The organism is Scandinavium manionii (genome assembly GCF_024764775.1).
GTDB classification, from domain to species: domain Bacteria; phylum Pseudomonadota; class Gammaproteobacteria; order Enterobacterales; family Enterobacteriaceae; genus Scandinavium; species Scandinavium manionii.
In genome coordinates this window covers 1-21320 of record NZ_JALIGC010000027.1, presented here as the reverse complement: position 1 = coordinate 21320, position 21320 = coordinate 1, and the positions used below count along the sequence as shown (strand labels likewise).

At 52.9% G+C, this 21320-nt stretch carries 22 protein-coding genes, 1 pseudogene and 1 other annotated feature; of the genes and pseudogenes, 14 read left to right on the top strand and 9 right to left on the bottom strand.

Features of this window, described 5'->3' with window-relative positions:
• Positions 1-69: 69 nt before the first annotated feature.
• Positions 70-948 carry an NAD(+) kinase gene (nadK, locus tag MUU51_RS00835; protein WP_159776939.1) on the bottom strand — a complete coding sequence of 293 codons (879 nt, stop codon included), beginning with the start codon at positions 946-948 and terminating at the stop codon, positions 70-72.
• A 122-nt stretch (positions 949-1070) separates the two neighbouring features.
• On the opposite strand from nadK, the gene grpE reads away from it, so the two are divergent.
• Complete coding sequence (gene grpE, locus MUU51_RS00830; RefSeq protein ID WP_159776938.1) at positions 1071-1664, top strand: nucleotide exchange factor GrpE; 594 nt, start codon at positions 1071-1073, stop codon at positions 1662-1664.
• Positions 1665-1719: 55 nt separating this feature from the next.
• Here grpE and MUU51_RS00825 read toward each other — a convergent pair whose 3' ends face one another.
• Together MUU51_RS00825 and MUU51_RS00820 are read right to left on the bottom strand one after the other, a co-directional pair.
• Positions 1720-3006, bottom strand: coding sequence for an HlyC/CorC family transporter (locus MUU51_RS00825; protein WP_159776937.1), 1287 nt, complete (start codon positions 3004-3006; stop codon positions 1720-1722).
• A 19-nt stretch (positions 3007-3025) separates the two neighbouring features.
• On the bottom strand, positions 3026-3817 hold the full coding sequence (locus MUU51_RS00820) for a cytochrome C assembly family protein (RefSeq protein ID WP_110512053.1): 792 nt from the start codon (positions 3815-3817) through the stop codon (positions 3026-3028).
• 165 nt (positions 3818-3982) lie between these two features.
• On the opposite strand from MUU51_RS00820, the gene ffh reads away from it, so the two are divergent.
• From ffh to MUU51_RS00785, 7 genes are all read left to right on the top strand, one after another.
• Entirely contained in the window at positions 3983-5344 is a 1362-nt protein-coding gene (gene ffh / locus MUU51_RS00815; RefSeq protein WP_159776936.1) for a signal recognition particle protein, read from the top strand.
• Between the two features lie 280 nt (positions 5345-5624).
• A complete protein-coding gene (gene rpsP, locus MUU51_RS00810; RefSeq protein WP_159757921.1) occupies positions 5625-5873 on the top strand; it encodes a 30S ribosomal protein S16 in 249 nt (82 codons plus the stop codon).
• Positions 5874-5891: 18 nt separating this feature from the next.
• A complete protein-coding gene (rimM, locus tag MUU51_RS00805) occupies positions 5892-6440 on the top strand; it encodes a ribosome maturation factor RimM (protein ID WP_159776935.1) in 549 nt (182 codons plus the stop codon).
• A 45-nt stretch (positions 6441-6485) separates the two neighbouring features.
• On the top strand, positions 6486-7253 hold the full coding sequence (gene trmD / locus MUU51_RS00800; protein WP_159776934.1) for a tRNA (guanosine(37)-N1)-methyltransferase TrmD: 768 nt from the start codon (positions 6486-6488) through the stop codon (positions 7251-7253).
• 40 nt (positions 7254-7293) lie between these two features.
• Complete coding sequence (gene rplS / locus MUU51_RS00795) at positions 7294-7641, top strand: 50S ribosomal protein L19 (RefSeq protein WP_031374778.1); 348 nt, start codon at positions 7294-7296, stop codon at positions 7639-7641.
• Between the two features lie 128 nt (positions 7642-7769).
• Positions 7770-8174: a DUF2946 domain-containing protein gene (locus MUU51_RS00790; protein WP_159776933.1), complete on the top strand. Its 405-nt coding sequence runs from the start codon at positions 7770-7772 to the stop codon at positions 8172-8174.
• 58 nt (positions 8175-8232) lie between these two features.
• The gene (locus MUU51_RS00785; RefSeq protein WP_258966897.1) at positions 8233-9600 is read left to right on the top strand and encodes a PepSY-associated TM helix domain-containing protein; all 1368 of its coding nucleotides are present in this window, start codon (positions 8233-8235) and stop codon (positions 9598-9600) included.
• A gap of 3 nt (positions 9601-9603) precedes the next feature.
• On the opposite strand, the pseudogene MUU51_RS00780 reads toward MUU51_RS00785, so the two are convergent.
• Both MUU51_RS00780 and MUU51_RS00775 read right to left on the bottom strand, forming a co-directional pair.
• A pseudogene (locus MUU51_RS00780) lies at positions 9604-9729 on the bottom strand (OmpA family protein); the annotation flags it as partial.
• Between the two features lie 174 nt (positions 9730-9903).
• Entirely contained in the window at positions 9904-10278 is a 375-nt protein-coding gene (locus tag MUU51_RS00775) for a DUF2799 domain-containing protein (protein ID WP_159776930.1), read from the bottom strand.
• 220 nt (positions 10279-10498) lie between these two features.
• Between MUU51_RS00775 and aroF the strand changes: the two genes are divergently transcribed.
• The 3 genes from aroF to MUU51_RS00760 all read left to right on the top strand — a co-directional run bounded on the left by aroF (position 10499) and on the right by MUU51_RS00760 (position 13637).
• Complete coding sequence (gene aroF / locus MUU51_RS00770; RefSeq protein ID WP_159776929.1) at positions 10499-11569, top strand: 3-deoxy-7-phosphoheptulonate synthase AroF; 1071 nt, start codon at positions 10499-10501, stop codon at positions 11567-11569.
• Positions 11570-11578: 9 nt separating this feature from the next.
• Positions 11579-12700, top strand: a complete 1122-nt coding sequence (gene tyrA, locus MUU51_RS00765; protein ID WP_159776928.1) for a bifunctional chorismate mutase/prephenate dehydrogenase — start codon at positions 11579-11581, stop codon at positions 12698-12700.
• 64 nt (positions 12701-12764) lie between these two features.
• Complete coding sequence (locus MUU51_RS00760) at positions 12765-13637, top strand: SMP-30/gluconolactonase/LRE family protein (RefSeq protein ID WP_159776927.1); 873 nt, start codon at positions 12765-12767, stop codon at positions 13635-13637.
• Here the strand turns inward: MUU51_RS00760 and pheA are convergent.
• The 4 genes from pheA to bamD all read right to left on the bottom strand — a co-directional run bounded on the left by pheA (position 13634) and on the right by bamD (position 16409).
• Entirely contained in the window at positions 13634-14794 is a 1161-nt protein-coding gene (gene pheA / locus MUU51_RS00755; RefSeq protein WP_258966896.1) for a bifunctional chorismate mutase/prephenate dehydratase, read from the bottom strand. The two genes, MUU51_RS00760 and pheA, sit on opposite strands and share 4 nt — an antisense overlap.
• Positions 14795-14816: 22 nt before the next feature.
• Positions 14817-14942, bottom strand: a sequence feature (Phe leader region).
• Positions 14894-14941, bottom strand: coding sequence for a pheA operon leader peptide PheL (gene pheL / locus MUU51_RS00750; protein WP_103678196.1), 48 nt, complete (start codon positions 14939-14941; stop codon positions 14894-14896). Its footprint overlaps the feature before it by 48 nt.
• 121 nt (positions 14943-15063) lie before the next feature.
• Positions 15064-15396 carry a ribosome-associated translation inhibitor RaiA gene (gene raiA / locus MUU51_RS00745; RefSeq protein ID WP_159757793.1) on the bottom strand — a complete coding sequence of 111 codons (333 nt, stop codon included), beginning with the start codon at positions 15394-15396 and terminating at the stop codon, positions 15064-15066.
• A 269-nt stretch (positions 15397-15665) separates the two neighbouring features.
• Entirely contained in the window at positions 15666-16409 is a 744-nt protein-coding gene (bamD, locus tag MUU51_RS00740; protein ID WP_258966895.1) for an outer membrane protein assembly factor BamD, read from the bottom strand.
• Positions 16410-16540: 131 nt separating this feature from the next.
• Here bamD and rluD point away from each other — a divergent pair, with 131 nt between their 5' ends.
• The 3 genes from rluD to clpB all read left to right on the top strand — a co-directional run bounded on the left by rluD (position 16541) and on the right by clpB (position 20951).
• Complete coding sequence (gene rluD / locus MUU51_RS00735) at positions 16541-17521, top strand: 23S rRNA pseudouridine(1911/1915/1917) synthase RluD (RefSeq protein WP_110512070.1); 981 nt, start codon at positions 16541-16543, stop codon at positions 17519-17521.
• Complete coding sequence (gene yfiH, locus MUU51_RS00730) at positions 17518-18249, top strand: purine nucleoside phosphorylase YfiH (RefSeq protein WP_258966894.1); 732 nt, start codon at positions 17518-17520, stop codon at positions 18247-18249. The genes rluD and yfiH overlap by 4 nt, the downstream gene beginning before the upstream one ends.
• Before the next feature lie 128 nt (positions 18250-18377).
• Positions 18378-20951, top strand: coding sequence for an ATP-dependent chaperone ClpB (gene clpB, locus MUU51_RS00725; RefSeq protein WP_159776923.1), 2574 nt, complete (start codon positions 18378-18380; stop codon positions 20949-20951).
• Positions 20952-21320: the final 369 nt, after the last annotated feature.

Sequence of the window (21320 nt, the reverse complement as noted above, 5' to 3'; positions counted from 1 at the left end):
AAAAACCATAACTGTGTTTTCATACAGTATAAACTGGTTTTTTATACAGTAAAGGGCCGAAAAGCAAAATCAGAACAATTTTTTTGACCAGCCGAGTTTTGAGCTCAATGTGTTGAAATAGTTGTAATCTTTAGGGTGAATCAGGTTGAGATGGTAATCGCAGCGGCGGATCAGCACGTCTTCGCCTTCCTGAATCGGCAGCGCAATCTGGCTATCACAGCTGATTTCCAGGTCACTGCGGGGATGGGCGAACCTCAGGCGAATGGTGCTACTGCTGTTGATGACCAGCGGGCGCGCGGACAGCGTGTGTGGGAACATCGGCACCAGCGTGATGGCATCCAGTGAAGGGGTCAGAATTGGGCCGCCTGCTGAAAGTGAGTAGGCGGTGGAACCGGTCGGCGTCGAGATAATCAGGCCGTCTGAGCGCTGGGAAAAGGCAAACACTTCATCGATATACACTTCGAATTCAATCATGTGCGCCACTTTGCCAGGGTGCAGCACCACTTCGTTGATGGCGGTACTGATGCGTTTCTGACACGCCTTCTGGCACACCTGTGCCTCAAGCAGAAAGCGTTTCTCGGTGATATAGTGGCCTTCGAGCACGTCAGCCAGCTGCTGATGCGCGTTATCGGGGTCGAGATCGGTCAGGAAGCCCAGGTTGCCACGGTTAATGCCGATAACTTTAATGTCGTAGCGAGCCAGCGTTCGCGCGGCGCCGAGCATATTACCATCACCGCCGACAACTACCGCCAGGTCGGCCTGTTGGCCAATCTCAGCCAGGGTGCCGGTGGCAACGTTCTTTAATTGCAGCTCGCGGGCAATCTGTTGTTCAACAATGACATTGTAGCCCTTGGTACACAGCCAGCGGTACAGCATTTCATGTGTGGTCAGCGCGGTAGGATGGCGGGGATGACCGACAATACCGATACACTTGAAATGATTGTTCATTTTCTGGAGGTCCTTGTGGCGAATGAATGATGACAATGTGCCTGCTTCCCTTGAAACCCGCAGCACGATCCCCATAATAAGCGAAGTCAGCGAGATGAATACGAAAAAACGCGGAGAAATTCATGAGTAGTAAAGAACAGAAAACGCCTGAGGGGCAAGCCCCGGAAGAAATTATCAAGGACCAGCACGATGAGGTAGAGGCCGTGGAGCCTGAGACTTCGGCTGAGCAGGTGGATCCGCGCGATGAGCAAATTGCGAATCTGGAAGCACAGCTTAACGAAGCTCAGACCCGCGAACGCGATGGTGTTCTGCGTGTGAAAGCCGAGATGGAAAACCTGCGTCGTCGTACCGAACTGGACGTCGAAAAGGCGCATAAATTTGCGCTGGAGAAGTTCGTGAACGATCTTCTACCGGTTATCGACAGCCTGGATCGTGCTCTGGAAGTGGCTGATAAAGCCAATCCGGACATGGCACCGATGATTGAAGGGATTGAACTGACCCTGAAATCCATGCTCGACGTTGTACGCAAGTACGGCGTGGAAGTCGTGGGTGATACCAACGTACCGATGGACCCGAACGTGCATCAGGCTATTGCGATGGTTGAGTCAGAAGAAGTGGCTGCAGGCAACGTGCTGATGGTGATGCAGAAGGGTTATACCCTGAACGGTCGTACCATTCGCGCGGCAATGGTCTCAGTCGCTAAAGCGAAGGCGTAACTCCAACGCTTTTCCTCTCCCCACCCGGGGAGAGGATCTTAATTCTTCTGCCGTTTTATTCCCCGACGCTTTCCCGCAACGATTTTACCGGCACGACTTTCACCTGCTTAATCATATTGTCCTGCACGTCGAGAATATCGATGTCGTAATGGTTGATGCGCACCCGGGTGCCAATCGCCGGGATCTCTTCCAGTGCTTCCAGAATCACACCATTAATAGTACGGGCTTCGTCTTCCGGAAAATGCCAGTTGAAGGCTTTATTCAGTTCGCGCACGTTGGCGGTGCCGTCGATGATTACCGAGCCGTCATTCTGCGGGGTGACTTCTTCCGCCAGCGAAGGCGACATCGACGTCGTGAAATCGCCGACGATCTCTTCCAGAATATCTTCCACTGTCACCAGGCCCTGAATATCGCCGTATTCGTCGACCACCAGGCCCGCTTTTTTCTTGTTCCGCTGAAACTTCACCAACTGAGTGCTGAGCGGCGTACCTTCCGGCACGTAGTAGATTTCATCGGAGGCGCGCAGCAGCACTTCTTTGGTGAACTCTTGTTTCTCCGTCATCAGGCGATAGGCTTCGCGCACGCGCAGCATGCTGATGGCGTCATCCAGCGACTCGCGGTAAAGCACAATGCGCCCGTGCGGAGAGTGCGTGAGCTGGCGGACGATAGATTTCCAGTCGTCGTTGATATCGATCCCAACGATTTCGTTTCGCGGCACCATGATGTCGTCGACGCTGACCTTTTCCAGATCAAGCACCGACAGAAGCATGTCCTGATTGCGACGGGAAATTTGCGAGTGTGATTCGTTCACGATGGTGCGCAGTTCTTCTTTGCTGACTGCGCCGCTGATGGTGGTATCGGTTTTGATGCCCATCATGCGCATCAGAATGCGGGTGATGGTGTTCAGCAGCCACACCAGCGGCATCATCAGAATTTGCAGCGGGGCCAGCAGGAAGCTGCTCGGATAGGCGACTTTTTCGGGGTACAAGGCGGCGATGGTTTTCGGCAGCACTTCGGCGAAAATCAGCACCACGAAGGTTAAGATACCGGTGGCAATCGCCACGCCCGCATCGCCGTACAGGCGCATACCGACGATGGTGCCCAATGCAGAGGCGAGAATATTGACGAGGTTGTTGCCGATCAGCACCAGGCTAATCAGGCGGTCAGGTTTACGCAGCAGCTTTTCAACACGTTTTGCGGCCTTGTTGCCCTGTTTTGCCATATGACGTAATCGGTAGCGATTAAGGGTCATCATCCCGGTTTCTGAACCGGAGAAGTAGGCAGAGATAATAACCATGACGACAAGCGTAATGATAAGCGTCGTGGTTGAGATATGTTCCAAACCGGGTTTCCTTTAAGTCTTAGCTCACAAACTGTTGCAGCACACGGCTGCCAAAATAGGCCAGCGTCAGAAGACCTGCGCCCGCCACGTTAAACCAGACCACGCGACGTCCGCGCCAGCCTTCATGATAGTGACCCCATAACAACACGATATAGACAAACCACGCGATAATAGACAGTACCGCTTTGTCGATATTTTCAACGCTGAACAGGTTGTGCAGATAAAACAAACCGGTGCACAGGGTCAGAGTAAGCAACACAACACCCACCTGGGTGATGTGAAACATTTTACGTTCGATGCTCATTAGCGGCGGCATTTCGCTGCTGAAGGCGAGTTTTTTATTCTTGAGCTGATAGTCGATCCACGCCAGCTGGAAGGCGTACAGCGCAGCGATAATCAGCGTTGCGTAGGCAAACAGCGACAAGCCAATGTGCACCATCATTCCCGGCGTCGTTTCCAGATGCGTAATAAACTCATTAGGCATGAAGGTGGCGAAGGCGAGGTTGATCAAGGCAAACGCATACACAATCGGCAGCAACAGCCAGCCGCGGTTGCGTGAAGCGACGATGGTCATCACCGTACAAATCATCAGGCTGACCAGCGAACCGACGTTCAACAGGCTCAGGTTTTGTCCGCTATCGCCGCCGGGCAAAATTCGCGCTTCGAGCGCAAATGCGTGACAGATGAGGGCAATGACCGCAGAAAGAATTGCCATGCGCCGCCAGCCGCTGTTTTTTTGCAGCAGGCCAGGAATGATCAGCGCAAGGCTGATGGAGTAGGCAACAAGCGCGAGCAGGGCAAAAACAGGCATAGAGATGTCGACATTGGCGTGTGATGAAAGAGAAGCAGTATAACGTTACGGGGCTCAGGCTCCAACCGTTGCATCACAACTCGTGCGGTGTCGTGTTATACTGCGGCAAAATTCTGTGAATGTGTCGCTGTGGCGACCGTACGTTTCCACCTCAGGCGAGAGACAATGTTTGATAATTTAACCGATCGTTTGTCGAGTACGCTGCGCAACATCAGCGGTCGCGGACGCCTTACTGAAGACAACATCAAAGACACGCTGCGCGAAGTGCGCATGGCGCTGCTGGAAGCTGACGTCGCGCTGCCTGTCGTTCGTGATTTCATCAACCGCGTAAAAGAAAGCGCGGTTGGGCATGAAGTTAACAAGAGCCTGACACCAGGCCAGGAATTCGTCAAAATCGTTCGTAAAGAACTGGTTGCGGCGATGGGCGAAGAAAACCAGGTTCTGAATCTGGCCGCTCAGCCACCGGCTGTCGTACTAATGGCGGGCCTGCAGGGGGCCGGTAAAACAACCAGCGTCGGTAAGCTCGGTAAGTTCCTGCGCGAGAAGCACAAGAAGAAAGTGCTGGTCGTGTCGGCGGACGTTTATCGCCCGGCGGCGATTAAACAGCTGGAAACCCTGGCCGAGCAGGTGGGTGTCGATTTCTTCCCGTCAGATGTGGCTCAAAAGCCTGTCGATATCGTTAATGCGGCGCTGAAAGAAGCGAAGCTGAAATTCTACGACGTGCTGCTGGTGGATACCGCTGGCCGTTTGCACGTCGACGAAGCGATGATGGACGAAATTAAGCAGGTTCATGCCGCGATTAATCCGGTAGAAACGCTGTTTGTGGTCGATGCAATGACCGGTCAGGATGCCGCGAATACGGCGAAGGCGTTTAACGAAGCGCTGCCGCTGACCGGTATTATTCTGACCAAAGTCGATGGTGATGCTCGCGGCGGTGCGGCGCTCTCGATTCGCCACATTACCGGTAAGCCGGTTAAATTCCTCGGCGTCGGCGAGAAAACTGAAGCGCTGGAGCCGTTCCATCCGGATCGTATCGCGTCTCGTATTCTTGGCATGGGCGACGTGCTGTCGCTTATCGAAGATATCGAAAGCAAAGTTGACCGCGCGCAGGCTGAAAAGCTGGCGAATAAACTCAAGAAAGGCGACGGTTTTGACCTCACCGATTTCCTTGAGCAACTGCGCCAGATGAAAAATATGGGCGGCATGGCAAGCCTTATGGGCAAACTGCCGGGCATGGGCCAGATTCCTGACAACGTGAAAGCGCAGATGGATGACAAAGTGCTGGTGCGTATGGAGGCGATTATCAACTCGATGACCTTCAAAGAACGCGCCCACCCGGAAATCATCAAAGGTTCCCGTAAACGCCGTATCGCAGCGGGCTGCGGTATGCAGGTACAGGACGTTAACCGTCTTCTGAAACAGTTCGACGACATGCAGCGCATGATGAAGAAAATGAAGAAAGGCGGTATGGCGAAGATGATGCGCGGTATGAAAGGGATGATGCCGCCAGGATTCCCGGGCCGCTAAAAACAAGGGTATAACAAGGGTATAAGGCTATCTTGTTTGTCATTTTAGCCCCGGGGTGTGCTCGAAATGCTCACGTACTACGTGTACGCTCCGCTTTCTGCGCGCACGCCGGAACTAAACTGGCTGCACCGATATACGCCTTCTATCCCTTGTTTAAGGCTCTGTACCAAGATGCTGATTGCAATTTCCCCAGAAATCAGTAAAATTTTCGGGCTTTTAATATGACACTGGGCTCCGTTCCTCGATGGGGCCCTGTGTTTTATTCACACAAGAGGATGTTATGGTAACTATTCGTTTAGCACGTCACGGCGCAAAAAAGCGTCCGTTCTACCAGGTTGTCGTTGCTGACAGCCGTAATGCACGCAACGGCCGCTTCATTGAGCGCGTTGGTTTCTTCAACCCAATCGCTTCCGCTTCAGAAGAAGGCACTCGCCTGGATCTGGATCGTATCGCTCACTGGGTTGGCCAGGGCGCAACTGTTTCTGATCGCGTAGCTACGCTGATCAAAGCAGCAAACAAAGCAGCTTAATCTGTCACGGTGGTCATGATGAGCAAGCAACTCGCCGCGAAAGTCCCTGCTGAACCTATCGTGGTCGGCAAATTGGGCTCTTCCTACGGTATTCGTGGTTGGCTCAGAGTGTTTTCTTCCACCGAAGACACCGAAAGCATTTTTGACTATCAGCCCTGGTATATCCAGAAGGCGGGTCAGTGGCAAATCGTCGAGCTGGAAAGCTGGCGTCACCACAATCAGGATCTGGTTATCAAGCTGAAAGGCGTTGAAGACCGGGATGCTGCGAATCTCATGACGAATTGCGAAATTTTCGTGGATTCCTCGCAGTTGCCTCAGCTCGGAGAGGGTGACTACTACTGGAAAGACCTTATGGGTTGCCAGGTAGTGACCACTGAAGGCTATGACCTCGGTAAAGTCATCGACATGATGGAAACCGGGTCCAATGACGTTCTCGTCATTAAGGCAAACCTGAAAGATGCGTTTGGTATCAAGGAGCGGTTGGTTCCGTTCCTCGATGGGCAGGTTATCAAGAAAGTCGATCTCACTACTCAAACCATTGAAGTAGATTGGGATCCTGGTTTTTAAAACCTCCGGATTAACGGTAAAAGACGGCACTATGGGGATTGGCTTGTGTTTATTGGTGTAGTTAGCCTGTTTCCAGAGATGTTTCGTGCGATTACCGACTACGGGGTAACTGGCCGGGCAGTAAAAAATGGCCTGCTGAGCATCCGGAGCTGGAGTCCTCGTGATTTCGCTCATGACCGGCACCGTACCGTGGACGAACGTCCTTACGGCGGCGGACCGGGGATGCTAATGATGGTGCAACCTTTGCGGGATGCTATTCATGCAGCAAAAGCCGCGGCAGGTGAAGGCGCGAAGGTGATTTATCTTTCACCTCAGGGACGCAAGCTTGATCAAGCAGGCGTCAGCGAACTGGCAGCGAGTCAGAAATTGATTCTGGTGTGCGGTCGCTATGAAGGGGTAGATGAGCGCGTAATCCAAACCGAGATTGACGAAGAATGGTCTATCGGCGATTACGTTCTCAGCGGTGGTGAGTTACCAGCAATGACGCTGATTGACTCAGTCTCCCGGTTTATTCCGGGCGTTCTGGGCCATGAAGCATCAGCAACGGAAGATTCCTTTGCTGACGGTTTGCTGGACTGCCCACATTATACTCGCCCTGAAGTGTTGGAAGGAATGGAAGTCCCGGCAGTTTTACTGTCAGGCAACCATGCCGAGATACGTCGCTGGCGTCTGAAGCAGTCGCTGGGCCGGACCTGGCTTAGAAGACCTGAACTTCTGGAAAACCTGGCTCTGACTGAAGAGCAAGCAAGGTTGCTGGCGGAGTTCCAACGGGAACACGCACAACAGCAACATAAACATGATGGTGAGGCGTAAGCCCCCAAATATCAGTTTACCCAGGATAAGAGATTAAATTATGAGCAACATTATTAAGCAAATTGAACAAGAGCAGATGAAGCAGGACGTACCTTCTTTCCGTCCGGGTGACTCCGTGGAAGTGAAAGTATGGGTTGTTGAAGGTTCCAAAAAACGTCTGCAGGCATTCGAGGGCGTGGTTATCGCTATCCGTAACCGCGGTCTGCACTCTGCATTCACTGTTCGCAAAATTTCCAACGGCGAAGGCGTTGAGCGTGTCTTCCAGACTCACTCTCCAGTCATTGACAGCATTACTGTTAAACGTCGTGGTGCCGTTCGTAAAGCTAAACTGTACTACCTGCGTGAGCGTACTGGTAAGTCTGCTCGTATCAAAGAGCGTCTTAACTAAGATTCGCTTAAGCGACATCCAAGTTAAAAAGGGCTGGCCGCAAGGCTGGCCCTTTTTTATTGTCATTCCTCTCGAATGTTAACCTTCCCGCTGCAAATCATTTACAATGTCCCCGCTTCGGAGGACAGATGGCAGAGAACACATTTCATCGTAGTAACGATAAACGCGTCGCGGTCTGGTTCGCGCTGTTTGCTATTGCGTTGATTATTGTGGCACCACGGATTTCCGTTTCATTGCAAAAAGACCCGATGAGTGCGATGCCCGGTATGCATCACGATATGTCGATGATGAGCGGGCATCATGATGGACACCATTCGGGCACGACGCCGGTCGATCACGCTGTGGCCTGTGGCTACTGTGTGCTGTTGGCGCATGTGCCGGGGCTCATCCTGGCCCTGGTGCTGCTGGTCTGCGCGTTACTGTTACGCCTGCGTTTACGACCTCCGCGATTACGCGTGCAGGTCTGGCATTTTTCCCCCTGGCTTTATCCTCATACCCGCGCGCCGCCGCGTCTGTCTGCTTTTACCTGTTAACAACATAAGAATGGGCGCCAAGCGCCACACTCCTTGTTTGCTTTTTAAAAGGAAAAGTATGACAACCTGCACCCCGCGCGCGGCATGGGTCAACCTGCTGCGTCGTCTTCATTTTGCTATCGGTCTGTTTGTCGGACCGTTCATCTTCGTGGCGGCACTGACCGGCACGCTATACGTTGCGACACCGCAGCTGGAAAATCTGCTGTATCGTGACGCTCTGACCGCAGAAAAAGGTGGAGAGCCACACTCTCTGGCCGAACAAATCGCCGTGGCAGAAAACGCGACGGGCCAGAACCTGGCGCTGTATGCCGTGCGGCCGTCACTGACGCCCGGTGAAACCACTCGCGTGATGTTTAGCTCCCCATCTTTGGGTGAGTCTGAAAGCCGGGCGCTGTTTATCGACCCCGTAACGCTGGCGGTGAAAGATGATATAACGGTTTACGGCACCAGCGGCATTTTGCCCCTGCGTCAGTGGATTGATTACGCTCACCGCTCGCTGCTGCTGGGTGACGTCGGACGGCTTTACAGCGAACTGGCAGCATCGTGGATGTGGCTGGCGGCCTGCGGCGGAATTGCGCTGTGGTTCTTTACCCGTCCGAAACGGCGCATCCGTAACCGCGTGCAGAATAACCGTCGGGTGCATGTCATGCTGGGCTGGATCCTGCTGGGCGGTATGTTGCTGTTCTCGGCGACAGGCTTAACCTGGTCGCAGTGGGCCGGCGGTAACGTCGATAAGCTGCGCTCAGCGTTTAACTGGCTGACGCCGCAGGTGAATACCCAGTTGAATGGCCAAATGATGATGTCAGACCCGCACGCTGAGCACCATGGCGGTCACAGCGGAATGACGATGGCAATGATGGCTCCGGATGTAGTGTTGTTTGATGACGTACTCCATCTGGCACAGCAGGCGGGGATTGATGCCAGCAAAGTTGAAATCCGTCCGGCGAAAAGCGAAGACAAAGCGTGGACGGTGACGGAGATCGATCGTGGCTGGCCGACTCAGGTTGACGCTGTGGCGATCGACGCTGCAAAAATGCAGATCGTCGATCGCACGCGTTTTGCTGATTTTCCGCTGATGGCAAAGCTGACGCGCTGGGGCGTGGATTTCCACATGGGGCTGCTGTTTGGCACACTGAATCAGATCCTGCTGGTAGCCTTTGGCACGGCGCTGTGCGTGATGATCGTGGTGGGTTATCGGCTGTGGTGGTGTCGGCGTCCAACGCCTGCGAAATACAATCCACTGACCACACTTACCCAAAGCTGGTTTGATTTGCCGCGAGTGGGGCAGTGGACGGTATCTGCGCTGGCCGTGTTGTTGGGCGTGGCGATGCCCGTATTAGGCGTCAGTTTACTGCTGTTTGTTGTCGTGGATGTGCTGCGTTGGCGCATGGCCAGCACAGCCGCAACGGTTCAGTCAGCAGACTAACCGTCAGAGCGCGCTGATGACGACCGTTACGCGGCGTTTTTCAGCGCGGCTCTGCGCCGTTTTATTGCTGGCAACGGGGTATTTTTTCCCAAACCCGCGCCTCGTGAGATTGGTGCGCGGAATGGTGCCAAAGAGATCGGGCACAATACAAGTCGCGACGGGTGCTCACTCATGTTCCACGCATCCAGGATTAATGCATTGATGTAGGATATATAAACTCAGCCAGTCATTAGCACCCGTAATCAATACCCTGTGCGCTAAGTTTGATTGTTCCAACATTAATTACGGGTTTATTAAGACCCATTAATTTAGCCTGTTGGATTGCATTCCTTCGTTCATTCCTTTTTGCCAGGCGTCCCGTAGCGCCACGGCGTTATCCAGGCTATCGCATCCTTCAGGGTAAATCTTGCCGGAAACACCCCAGCCAAAAAGCAGATGTGATGTGCAGATATCTTTCAGACCCAGGGCATAACCCTTCAGGTACGCTTTACGATCGACTTTGGGATCATCCTGGTCGCTCGCCAGCTGACTATCACTTCGGGCAGTCACGCCGCTTCGGCCATCATCAATACCTTCGCCGTACCAATCGGTGCTGGTCCATTGAGGGGAATGGGTGTAGGGATCAATCTGGCATCCGTTCAATAATAAAAGCAAAAGCGCACACAGGACTGGCTTCATAGGCTCCTCCATATCAGAGCTTTCAGCATAGCGGAGTCACTGTATATCGCGAGTGGAATGATTTATTTACAGAAAAAGGCAAAATAAATGCGCCAAAAACGCTTGTTGTAAACTAAAATTTACGGATTGTGGATTGAAATCTTTACCGTGTGTGATATCGTAAGCTCAACCTCGCTGAGGAAACCCTTTTATCGCAAACGAGCTATACAGGATCACCATCATGCAAAAAGACGCGCTGAACAACGTACATATCGCCGACGAACACGTTCTGATCACTCCTGAAGTCCTGAAAGCGGAATTCCCACTGACCGTTGAACAGGAAGGCCAGATTGCCCAGTCCCGTCAGACCATTTCCGATATCATTGCCGGGCGCGATCCGCGTCTGCTGGTGGTTTGTGGGCCATGCTCTATCCACGATCCGGAAGCTGCGATTGAATACGCTCGTCGATTTAAAGCCCTTGCCGCAGAGGTCAGCGATAGCCTCTACCTGGTGATGCGCGTCTACTTTGAAAAACCTCGTACCACCGTTGGCTGGAAAGGGTTGATCAACGATCCACACATGGATGGCTCGTTTGATGTTGAAGGCGGCCTGAAAATTGCGCGACGTCTGCTGGTGGAACTGGTCAGCATGGGTCTGCCGCTGGCGACTGAAGCACTCGATCCGAACAGCCCGCAGTACCTTGGCGATCTGTTCAGCTGGTCCGCTATCGGCGCGCGTACTACAGAATCTCAGACTCACCGCGAAATGGCATCCGGTCTGTCAATGCCAGTTGGCTTTAAAAATGGCACCGACGGTAGCCTCGCGACGGCAATCAACGCCATGCGTGCGGCGGCGATGCCACACCGTTTTGTCGGTATCAACCAGGCTGGCCAGGTTTGCCTGCTGCAAACTCAGGGCAACCCGGATGGACATGTGATCCTGCGCGGTGGCAAAGCGCCAAACTACAGCCCGGCAGACGTCGCTCAGTGCGAAAAAGAGATGGAACAGGCGGGACTGAAGCCCGCGCTGATGGTAGATTGCAGTCATGGTAACTCCAACAAAGACTACCGCCGTCAGCCTGCCGTGGCAGAATCCGTGGTTGCACAGATTAAAGATGGTAACCGTTCCATTATCGGTCTGATGATTGAAAGTAATATTCATGAAGGTAATCAGTCTTCCGAGCAGCCGCGTTGCGATATGAAATACGGCGTGTCGGTGACCGATGCCTGCATCAGCTGGGAAGCGACGGATGCGCTGTTGCGCGAGCTTGATAAAGATTTGCGTGGCCAGCTGGCGGCTCGTCTGGCGTAAGAGGAATTTATGGTTGCTGAACTGACCGCGCTACGCGATCAAATAGATGAAGTAGATAAGGCGCTGCTGGAATTACTGGCCCGCCGTCTGGATCTGGTGGCTGAAGTCGGCGAAGTCAAAAGTAAGTATGGCTTGCCGATTTACGTTCCTGAGCGCGAGGCGTCGATGCTGGCGTCGCGCCGTCAGGAGGCTGTTGCGTTAGGGGTTCCGCCCGATCTTATCGAAGACGTTCTGCGTAGAGTGATGCGCGAATCCTACTCCAGCGAAAATGACAAAGGCTTTAAAACGCTTTGTCCTCAACTGCGTCCGGTGGTTATCGTTGGCGGTGGCGGCCAGATGGGGCGTTTGTTTGAGAAAATGCTGACCCTGTCAGGTTATCAGGTGCGGATCCTCGAAAAGGACGACTGGGCGCATGCGGAAGAGATGCTCTCCGATGCGGGAATGGTTATCGTCAGTGTACCGATTCACTCCACGGCGGAGATAATCGAGAAGCTGCCAGCCCTGCCCACGGACTGTATTCTGGTCGATCTGGCATCGGTGAAAGCCGTTCCGCTGCAGGCAATGTTGGCGGCACACAATGGTCCAGTACTGGGATTACACCCAATGTTCGGCCCGGACAGCGGCAGCCTGGCGAAACAGGTTGTGGTGTACTGCGATGGTCGTCAGCCGGAAGCGTACCAATGGTTCCTAGAGCAGATTCAGGTCTGGGGCGCACGTTTGCACCGCATCAGCGCGGTGGAACACGATCAGAATATGGCGTTCATTCAGGCACTGCGCCACTTCGCGACCTTTGCGTACGGGCTGCATCTGGCGGAAGAGAATGTTCAGCTGGAACAGCTGCTGGCGCTGTCGTCACCGATTTACCGCCTGGAACTGGCGATGGTCGGGCGTCTGTTTGCGCAGGATCCTCAGCTGTATGCGGACATCATCATGTCTTCGCAGAGCAATATTGCGCTGATCAAACGTTACTACAAACGATTTGGCGAGGCGATTGAACTGCTGGATCAGGGCAACAAACAAGCCTTTATCGACAGCTTCCGTAAGGTCGAACACTGGTTCGGCGATTACGCTCAGCGCTTCCAGAGCGAAAGTCGGACGCTGTTACGGCAGGCGAACGACAGTCGGCAATAAGAAAACTGTTTATACTCAAAAGCCAGAGGGGAAACCCGCTGGCTTTTTTTATAGGGAAACGAACATGGCTCAACCTGAGGTGCTGTTTGATTATGCCGGCCATTTGCCGGAATGCCCAACCTGGAGCGAGACCGAGCAAGCGCTTTATTGGGCCGATATCCTGGAGTATGAAATTCATCGCTACGACATCAACAGTGGCGAACATCGGGTCCTGCAATTTCCGGAAGAAGTGGGGTGTTTCTCGCTTAGGGAAAAAGGCGGGTTTATCGTCGCCTTGCGCAGCGCTATCTGGTTAAGCGACAGCCGCGGGCTACTGGTGAGTAAAATTTGCGATAACCCGAGCAATCCGCAGCTGGCTCGTTTTAACGACGGTGGAACCGATCGTGACGGCCGTTTTTACGCAGGCACGTTCTGGGGACCGGGCGACTACAACGGCGCGCTGCTGGTGCGGATAGACAATAAACTCAAACCGAAAGTTATTCAGTGTGATATTCACGGTGCCAACGGGTTGGCCTTTAGCGCTGATAAAAAATGGATGTACACGTCGGATACCCCAAATAGCGTTATTTATCGCACGCCGTTAGATGAGCAAGGTGAGCCTGGAAAGCGTGAACCGTTCCGCCATTTCAGTGCGGGCGAGGGCATTCCGGATGGCGCCGCGATAGATGAAGAAGGCTGCTACTGGAGTGCGATGTTCGATGGCTGGCGGGTGGCGCGTTTTTCACCCGAGGGACAGCAACTGGATGAGTATCGTTTGCCGGTTCGTTGCCCGACGATGGTGTGCTTTGGTGGTCCGGAGATGAAAACGTTGTTTATCACCACCACCCGAGAAAACATGAGCGCCGAAGAGGTTCGTCAATATCCGCTCTCCGGCGCAATCTTCACCCTGCCTGTTGCCGTCGCAGGGATGAAGAAACTACCGTTTATCGGCGGTTAAGCCGGGTCAACCGGTACCACCGTTTCGCTCGGATAGCAGCCCAGCACTTTCATGGAGCGGGTGATTTCACCCAGCTCCTTCAACGCGCTTTGCATTGCATCGGCTTCCAGATTGGCCTGCACATCCAGATAAAACATCTCTTCCCACGGATTACCGTGAATCGGACGCGACTCCAGCTTGGTCATGATCACATTGTGATTACGTAATACCAGCAGTGCTTCTACCAGCGCACCGGCTTGTTGCCCGGTGGCCATCAGCAGGGTCGTTTTCGCAGGAACCTGATCGGAGACATTAATCGCTTTACGGGCCAGGACCACGAAGCGGGTGATGTTTTGCGTCTGGTTTGCCAGATTGCGTTCCAGAACCTGTAAGCCATACAGCCCGCCGCCCGCTTCGCTACCGAGTGCTGCCACGTGGGGAGAATTCGCTTCGGCGACCTTTTCCATTGCCGCTGACGTGCTTTCGGTATACTCAATTTTCCAGTGCGGATAGCGATTCAGGAACTGGCTACACTGCTGGAAAGGCTGTGGATGGCTGTATACGGTTTCGATTTTGTCGAGACTGGTTGTGCCGGACACCAGCACACAGTGATCGATAGGAATGGTCATCTCACCCACAATCGACAGGCTGGTGTGCTGCAACAGGTCGTAGACGTCGTTGATGGCGCCGGAGCTGGTGTTTTCAATCGGGACGACGGCGTAGTCAGCTTGTCCGGTTTCGACCTGATTGAATATGTCGGCGAATTTCGCGCAGCCGCTTTCGATAAACTCCTCAAAATGACGGGCAGCGTACTGACGTGCAGCGAGGTGGGAATACGATCCTTTCGGCCCAAGGAATGCGATGCGCGCTGAGTGCGGGTTAATTTTGTTCAGATGCTGCTGAAGCAAAGCTTGCTGAGTCAGCACGGAATCTTCAATAATCAGCTGAAACAGACGGGTGATGTAGTGCGCATCGAGATGATGAGTCTGGCCTAGAGTAATAAGGCGTTCGAGCAGATCGCGCTCGCGGTCGATATCGCGCACAGGGCGATGGGATAACAGTTTCGCTTTACCCACTTCAACAGCTAGCCCTCGACGCTCGGCCAGCAGCGAGAGCAACTTTTCATCCAGTGCGCTTATCTTATCGCGCAGAGCCAGTAACGGGTTTTCCGCAGTCATAATGTCGCCTTTCTTGTTATCAATAAAAAAGGCCCCCCGATGTGGGAGGCCTTATTGTTCGTCTTCGCATTCTTTATCACACGACGAAACGCCTCCCAATCAGGGGAAGGTAAAAAAGAATGCGAAGAAGAACGGGATAATTTTCATCAGGGTTTCCTTAGAGGCACGCAGTTAAAGTAACCGTACTGTTTTCATGCTGTCAACCGCTAAAACAGTCGGGCACAAAAAACGCGCCCGGAGGCGCGTTGGATTAACACAGTTGATAAGGATTACTCTTGTTCAACGAAGTTGACGTCTTTCACCGATGCATTGGCGCGACGTGCTTCCCCTTTGTGTTGCACTTTATTGAGCTGCCTTTCCAGCTTGTTGATCAATTCATTAATGGCAGTGTACATATCTTCGTGACGTGCGCTGGCAACCAGATGGCCATTTGGCGTGTTCATGGTTGCATCGGCAACAAAGCCCTGCGGTTCCTTAGACAGAACAATATGGGGGTTTATCAGATGAGTTTGCCATTTTTCAAGTTTGGTGAGACGGTCTGCGACATGCTGGCGGATGGCCGGAGTAATATCCATTTGTTTACTGGTAATGTTCATTGTCATAAATTTTACCTCTTGTCTTTCCCGTCTTGGTGATTCCAGCATACCGTTCTCAATGTCAAAATGTGTGATATAGATCGCGTTATTTTGTCACTTTTTGTCAGTCAGCGTAATTTGTGAGGCAGGACAGGAACAGGGGATTTAATACTTGAGGAATGGGGAAAAGAGGGCCATAGTTGATGGGATGACTATGAGCTAAACCGGTTCAGCGTCCTCACGAATTGCATAAAAAAAGGCAGCCTTTTGGGCTGCCTTTTTTGTTATCAGGAAAATCAGCTGCTGGTCTTGTCGCCATTGGCGGCAATGATTTTAGCCACTTTGTCGGCCTGCACGTTCATCTGCATTTCGCGGTAGGCTTTTTCCATCTTAGGCAGCGCATCGCGAGTAGCCTGCGTGTCTGGGAAATCGCGGAGCATGCCTTCAACGCGGTTCACAACGGCGACCCATGCACCACGATCGGTGTAGTAATCCACAACCGACAGTTCATACTTAGCCAGACGGTCTTTCAGGAATACCATGCGCTTGTAGCCATCGGACGCGTACTGGCTCTGCGGGTAACCACGGACCAGCTTGGAGAAGTCATTGAATGCGTCACGGGCGTGCTGCGGATCGCGGTCAGAACGGTCAACGCCAAAGAAGCCCTGTAGGGCGCTGTCATCCAGAGCCATGTTGGTCAGGCCACGCATATAGATGACGTAGTCGATATTCGGATGAGTCGGGTTAAGACGCATGAAGCGGTCGATGGCAGCCTGAGCCAACGGCAGATCGGCGTTTTTGTAGTACGCATAAATCAGGTCGAGCTGAACCTGCTGAGAATACGGGCCGAATGGATAGCGGTTATCCAACGCTTCCAGTTGCGTTATCGCCTGTTTCCAGTTACCGTCCTGCAACTTTTGTTGAGCAGTCGCGTAGATTTCATTTGGCGGGCTATCAGGCACCTCTTCCTTTGAACCGGAACAACCCGCCAAAGCCAGGCTGAGTGTGGCAAGGGCCACCAGGTATTTCATGCGCGTCATGACGTTTTGACTTTCCTCAGAATGTTTATGCGGGAGATTATCATTCCTGCTCCCGATTAAGACCAGCTACAATAGCACACTATATTATACGGCGAAGCCGTAAAACCCAACGTTAAACGAAGAAGCTGTTTATGGCACAACAAGTACAACTCACCGCAACGGTATCCGAAAAACAACTCGGTCAACGCTTAGATCAGGCTTTGGCCGAAATGTTCCCGGATTATTCACGTTCACGCATAAAAGAATGGATTCTTGACCAGCGAGTGCTGGTTAATGGCGTCATTTGTAGCACGCCGAAGGAGAAAGTGTTGGGGGGAGAACATGTCGCCATCAACGCTGAAATCGAAGAAGAAGCGCGGTTCGAGCCACAGGATATCCCGCTGACCATCGTCTATGAAGATGACGACATTCTTGTTATCAACAAACCGCGCGGTCTAGTCGTGCACCCGGGCGCGGGTAACCCAGACGGGACTATTCTTAATGCGCTGCTGCACTATTATCCGCCGATTGTCGATGTTCCACGTGCGGGTATTGTCCATCGTCTGGATAAAGACACCACCGGTCTGATGGTTGTTGCTAAAACCGTTCCAGCGCAAACGCGTCTGGTGGAATCGCTGCAGCTGCGTGAAATTACCCGTGAATATGAGGCCGTCGCAATTGGTCACATGACGTCGGGCGGAACGGTGGAAGAACCGATAAGTCGCCATCCGACTAAGCGTACCCACATGTCCGTTCATCCAATGGGGAAGCCGGCGGTGACGCATTACCGCATTATGGAGCATTTCCGTATTCACACGCGTCTGCGTCTGCGTCTGGAAACGGGGCGCACGCACCAGATTCGTGTGCACATGTCGCACATCACCCATCCGCTGGTGGGCGATCAGCTTTACGGTGGTCGTCCTCGTCCACCGAAAGGGGCGTCAGAAGCCTTCATCACCGAACTGCGTAAATTCGATCGTCAAGCGCTGCATGCAACCATGCTCCGTCTCTACCATCCGATTACTGGCATCGAGATGGAATGGCATGCGCCAATTCCACAGGATATGGTTGATCTCATTGCCGCTATGCGCGCTGATTTTGAAGAACACAAGGACGACGTCGCCTGGTTATGACCAAGATTATTGTTCCACAGTGGCCGATGCCTTTGGGCGTCGGAGCATGTAGCTCAACGCGAGTGGGTGGTGTGAGTACGTCTCCCTGGGATTCTCTTAATCTCGGTGCCCACTGTGGCGATAATCCGGAGCACGTTGAAGAGAACCGTCGTCGCTTTTACGAAGCGGCCGCGTTTCCTTCGCGACCGGTCTGGCTTGAGCAGGTCCACGGTAATGCAGTACTAACGCTGACCGGTGGTGAGTACGATTCCAAACGTGCCGACGCGTCTTACAGCAACAAACCGGGTCTGGTCTGTGCGGTGATGACTGCCGACTGTCTTCCGGTGCTGTTTTGTAATCAGGTGGGCACTGAAGTGGCTGCCGCCCATGCGGGTTGGCGTGGCTTATGTGATGGCGTGCTTGAGCAAACTGTCGCACAATTTCAGGATAAGCCGGAAAACATTCTCGCCTGGCTTGGGCCTGCAATTGGTCCGCAGGCATTTGAAGTGGGTCCGGAAGTCCGTGAAGCATTCATGGATAAAGATGCGAAAGCTGATAACGCTTTCCGCCCTGATGGCGAGAAATATTTCGCCGATATCTATCAGTTAGCCCGTCAGCGCCTGGCAAATCTCGGCGTGACTCAGGTGTTCGGCGGTGAACGCTGTACGCTAAGCGAAAAGGATGATTTTTTCTCTTATCGACGCGATCGGACCACCGGTCGTATGGCAAGTTTCATTTGGCTGATATAACCTAAAGAATCAAGACGATCCAGAAGGCTGACATATTTTTCACATTGTCCAGGTCTCTAACCTTGAATAATTGAGGGATGACCTCATTTAATCTCCAGTAGCAAAATTGACCTGTTATGGGAGGAATTATGCGTCTGGATCGTCTTACCAATAAATTCCAGCTTGCACTCGCCGATGCCCAATCTCTTGCATTAGGGCACGATAACCAATTCATCGAACCTCTTCATCTCATGAGCGCACTTCTGAATCAGGAAGGCGGTTCGGTACGACCTTTATTAACTTCAGCTGGCATTAATGCCGGGCAGTTACGCACGGCTATCGATCAGGCATTGAGCCGTTTACCGCAAGTGGAAGGCACCGGCGGTGACGTTCAGCCGTCTCAGGATCTGGTCCGTGTACTGAATCTTTGCGACAAGCTGGCGCAAAAACGAAATGACAACTTTATCTCGTCAGAGCTGTTTGTTCTGGCGGCGCTTGAATCACGTGGCACGCTTGCCGACCTGCTAAAAACCGCCGGAGCAACAACCGCCAATGTGACGCAGGCGATTGAACAAATGCGTGGAGGTGAAAACGTGAATGACCAGGGTGCTGAAGATCAGCGTCAGGCATTAAAGAAATATACCCTTGATCTCACCGAGCGAGCCGAACAGGGCAAACTTGATCCGGTCATTGGCCGTGACGAAGAGATCCGCCGTACCATTCAGGTCTTGCAGCGTCGAACCAAAAATAACCCGGTTCTGATCGGTGAGCCTGGGGTGGGTAAAACCGCGATCGTCGAAGGGTTGGCTCAGCGTATTGTTAACGGCGAAGTACCGGAAGGGCTGAAAGGCCGTCGGGTACTGGCGCTGGATATGGGCGCGCTGGTGGCCGGGGCGAAATACCGCGGTGAGTTCGAAGAGCGTCTGAAAGGCGTACTGAACGATCTCTCAAAACAGGAAGGCAACGTCATCCTGTTTATTGATGAGCTGCACACCATGGTTGGTGCCGGTAAAGCTGACGGTGCAATGGATGCCGGCAACATGCTGAAACCCGCATTGGCGCGTGGTGAACTGCACTGCGTCGGGGCCACAACGCTTGATGAATATCGTCAATATATAGAGAAGGACGCTGCGCTTGAGCGTCGATTCCAAAAAGTGTTCGTGGCTGAGCCGACAGTAGAAGACACCATCGCGATTTTACGTGGTCTGAAAGAGCGTTATGAATTGCACCACCATGTGCAAATTACGGACCCGGCGATTGTGGCGGCCGCAACTTTGTCGCACCGCTATATTGCCGACCGACAGTTGCCGGATAAAGCCATCGACCTTATCGATGAAGCGGCATCCAGTATCCGGATGGAGATTGACTCTAAACCGGAAGAGCTCGACCGACTTGAACGCCGCATCATCCAGCTCAAGCTGGAACAGCAGGCTTTGAAGAAAGAGTCTGACGAAGCCAGCCTGAAACGTCTGGATATGCTCAACGAAGAGCTGGACGATAAAGAACGCCAATATTCAGAACTGGAAGAAGAATGGAAAGCGGAAAAAGCGTCTCTGTCCGGGACGCAGACCATCAAGTCTGAACTCGAGCAGGCGAAGATTGCGATTGAACAGGCTCGCCGCGTCGGTGATTTAGCGCGGATGTCTGAATTGCAGTACGGCAAAATTCCGGAGCTGGAAAAACAGCTGGCGATTGCCGAGCAGTCTGAAGGCAAAACAATGCGTCTGCTGCGTAACCGCGTTACCGACGTAGAGATTGCCGATGTGCTGGCGCGTTGGACCGGGATCCCGGTGGCGAGAATGCTGGAAGGCGAGCGTGACAAGCTGCTGCGTATGGAGCAGGAGTTGCACAGCCGGGTGATTGGTCAGAACGAAGCGGTGGAAGCCGTTTCCAATGCTATTCGTCGTAGTCGGGCTGGCTTGTCTGATCCGAATCGCCCGATTGGTTCGTTCCTGTTCCTTGGGCCGACCGGTGTGGGTAAAACCGAGCTCTGCAAAGCGCTGGCTAACTTTATGTTCGACAGCGACGATGCGATGGTGCGTATCGATATGTCCGAGTTTATGGAGAAACACTCCGTCTCGCGTCTGGTCGGTGCGCCTCCAGGATATGTTGGCTATGAAGAAGGTGGCTATCTGACCGAAGCGGTTCGCCGTCGTCCTTATTCTGTCATCCTGCTGGATGAAGTCGAGAAAGCGCATCCTGATGTGTTCAATATTCTCCTTCAGGTGCTGGATGATGGACGACTGACGGACGGGCAGGGGAGAACGGTTGATTTCCGCAATACCGTGGTCATCATGACGTCGAACCTGGGCTCCGACTTGATTCAGGAACGTTTCGGCGAGCTGGATTACAGTCACATGAAAGATCTGGTGTTGGATGTGGTTAGCCACAATTTCCGTCCGGAATTCATCAACCGTATTGATGAAGTGGTGGTTTTCCATCCACTGGGTGAGAAACACATTGCATCGATTGCGAAGATCCAGTTGCAGCGTCTTTACCATCGTCTCGAAGAGCGCGGGTACGACGTACATATAGAAGATGATGCGCTGGCGCTGCTGAGTGCCAACGGCTATGACCCGGTTTATGGTGCACGGCCATTGAAACGCGCTATCCAGCAGCAGATTGAAAACCCCCTGGCGCAGCAAATCCTATCTGGAGAGCTGATTCCTGGGAAAACTATCCTGCTGAAAGTCAAAGACGGCCATATTGTGGCAGTGCAGTAAGTCACATAAATGCAAAAACGGGCCCTCAGGGGCTCGTTTTTGTTTAAAAACCAGGCGAATATTACCGTCTGACACATTGTTTGTATGAATATCGAGCGGTTGAAGGTTTTTTTCAAATTTATACTTGCCGTCTCGTCAGAACTCCCTATAATGCGCCTCCACTGACACGGGACAACGGCACGCTAGCCGCCGGGTCAGAAAGGTTTCTCAGGAAATCCTGGCAGAGAAAAGCGAAAATAAACGCTTGACTCTGAATGAGGAAAACGTATTATACGGGACCTCGAGTTAGCAAGCGAAAGCGCGTAACTCACTGCTCTTTAACAATTTATCAGACAATCTGTGTGGGCACTCAAAGTGACATGGATTCTT